Origin of the sequence: Acidaminococcus sp. CAG:542 (assembly GCF_000437815.1) — a bacterium.
Classification (GTDB): Bacteria; Bacillota; Negativicutes; order Acidaminococcales; family Acidaminococcaceae; genus Acidaminococcus.
Map to the genome: position 1 here is coordinate 1 of NZ_FR901999.1, position 2,454 is coordinate 2,454.

The 2,454-nt window shown below is 43.7% G+C and carries 2 protein-coding genes; one reads left to right on the forward strand and one right to left on the reverse strand.

Annotation, left to right across the window (positions count from 1 at the left end; translation table 11 throughout):
- The first annotated feature begins 429 nt into the window (after positions 1-429).
- The gene (locus QVO43_RS00075; protein ID WP_154487304.1) at positions 430-627 is read left to right on the forward strand and encodes a hypothetical protein; all 198 of its coding nucleotides are present in this window, start codon (positions 430-432) and stop codon (positions 625-627) included.
- Positions 628-1,244: 617 nt separating this feature from the next.
- Here QVO43_RS00075 and QVO43_RS00080 read toward each other — a convergent pair.
- Entirely contained in the window at positions 1,245-2,192 is a 948-nt protein-coding gene (locus tag QVO43_RS00080) for an Abi family protein (RefSeq protein ID WP_022486610.1), read from the reverse strand.
- Positions 2,193-2,454 lie beyond the last annotated feature (262 nt).

The window sequence follows — 2,454 nt, forward strand, 5'->3', positions numbered from 1 at the left end:
AGACGGTGTAGGGGCTTCCCGGAGGGGAGCCCATCCCGGCCTCCGGTTTTTTATGTTCAAAAGCAGATGCCCGGCATCTGGTATCCTTTGGCGCGAGACGGCGTTTGCAGATGCGGGCGGCCTGCATCTGTATTGTTATTTATGGGCGATACCTTTATAATATAAACATGAGAAGAAATGCCAAACCTCGAAAATCACGATTTTTGAGGTTAACCTATTTTCTGACCGCAAATTTTGGGGATTTTGAGGTGTATGATATACACATGGCGGAGAATAGCATTGTTGTCATCAGTTCGACGGAGACGGTGTAGGGGCTTCCCGGAGGGGAGCCCTTCCCGGCCTCCGTTTTTTTGTATTTGGATATTATTTCTTTACTGGGTGGCCCCGCGCATGCGGGGATGAATCTGATCTGGGCAAGGCCATGACCAAATGGCTAAAGCAGAAAGGAATGATAAAGTAATGATTTTTGACAATCGGCCGCTGTTTCTGGAAAATCCAGAGTGGTATACCTATGATGTGTATGAGGGCAAATACAAGCTCACTGACAAGGCCACAAAAGAAGCAAGGAAAAGTTATGAGAAGTTTTACAAACGGCTGGAAGAGCCAGAAGAGACAGCCGAGAAGTAATTGGGCGTACCCTGTGCGTACGGGGACATGTGTGCCGCTATGGAGTGACCATGGCTTGGGGCCGGGTCCCTTTAGCGTGAGATACCTTGTGTGAGATGGAAGAACGGTTGGCTGCTTTTCCATCGATCCAAAGACATATTATTGGGAAAGGGGAATATTTCGCTGGAACTGGTCCGCTGACTTTGATCCAGTGCCTCCACTGGCAGGGCAACCGGATAAATGGGTGGTTCTGGCGACATTTTGCCGGAGGCAAACAGGATATTTCCTAAGCGGGCTGACCATCTCTACACTTTAAGGATAATTGGGTCTGCCTGACCAGGAGGCCGGGAAGGGTGTGCCTGCGGCGCGCCCCTACGGCGTTGGGGTCGGATGTTGTTTGTTCGACCAATTGGACGGGGTTGTCGTTGAACCGGCAAAGGCGGGCGGCCCGTGTGGACCGCGCCCTTGCAGTGACGTTGACCAGGCGGAGAATATCGTTGTTATCATCAGTTCGACGGAGACGGCGTAGGGGCTTCCCGGAGGGGAGCCCATCTCAGCCTCCGGTTTTTATGTTCAAAGGCAGATGCCCGGCATCTGGCATCCTTTTGCGTGAGACGGCGTTTGCAGATGCGGGGTTATTAGCTTGTGGGGGTGAACCAGTCTTTTGGAAAACCTAGTGTTTGAATAATCGTGTTGGCAGAGATTGTCTTTAAATTTTTGTTTAAAGTTTGCATTAGAAAATCCAATGAATTGTGTAAAACGTTAAACTCTCCACTGTTGAGGAAGCATTGCATGGATAGATAAACGGAATAAATAGTGTTACGATAATCATTTGCGGTTAAGCCTGCTGATGAATGAAGAGGAAACCAGTATTTGCAGTCCCTTCTGCATTTAAAATCAATCAAACGGTTATTATGGGCACAGATATTTCTTACATCATTGATATTTTCGATGAAACTCAACATCGTTTCAGGTGGGAAAATTTCAGATTTCTGAAGGTTTTGCTGGATGAAAGTTTCCATATCATGGGCTATTGAGTTTTGAAGCTGGGTAGATACTGAAGATATCATGTGGCGAAGTTCGCCAAAATCCATATAGTTGATGAGCACCCAGATAGGAACAGATCCATAATTTTTTAAATAATGGGCGATACTGCTGTTTGGTTGTTTTTTATAATGATTTATAATGCCAGACAGGTGGTAAATGGTTGTTACAACTGATAGTGTTTTACTAGAGTCATAGCATGCGGTATCCAGGTAGGCATAGGGGGTATTCCTGTATTTTTTGGCAAAATGATAGGCAAAGATGGATTTTAAATGCCCCTCAACGCTGAGAATTTTGTTAAAGAAAGCCTGCTTGATTTCGCGGTCAAATGAATATAAACAGACGACTTCATCAAAGTTTGCACCAGGTAAATAAGTATCTCCTTTGGATATAAAATATTTACTGTACCCATTTATAATGTTGTAATAATTGTTACTCAGCAAGTAATTTGCAGCATACGCTTCATCTGAAATGATTAAACCTCTTGCTTTTAATAATGAAATTTGTTCTTCTATTGTTTTAAATGTTTTTTGTTTACCCATAAAAAAATACCCTCTCCAACAATGGAGAAGGTATTCGCACTGATCCCCGTAGAGATTTCAGCACTCCTTTGTTCTCCATTATATAGAATTTATATATCAATGTCAACGTGCTAAAAATTGACCATTTTATTTAATGCATAATTCAGTAAATTATTTCATATAATCATATAGGATTGACAGAGAAAATGCAAGCGTTGTTAGAGTCGGGTTAAAATCGCCAATTTCAGTCGGATGAAAACAACAAGTGGCCGGGAAGGGCGTG

Bases quoted from the DNA above. Each gene is read 5' to 3' on its own strand.
- QVO43_RS00075 (WP_154487304.1), top strand. From the start codon at position 430: ATGGCTAAAGCAGAAAGGAATGATAAAGTAATGATTTTTGACAATCGG.
- QVO43_RS00080 (WP_022486610.1), bottom strand. From the start codon at position 2,192: ATGGGTAAACAAAAAACATTTAAAACAATAGAAGAACAAATTTCATTA.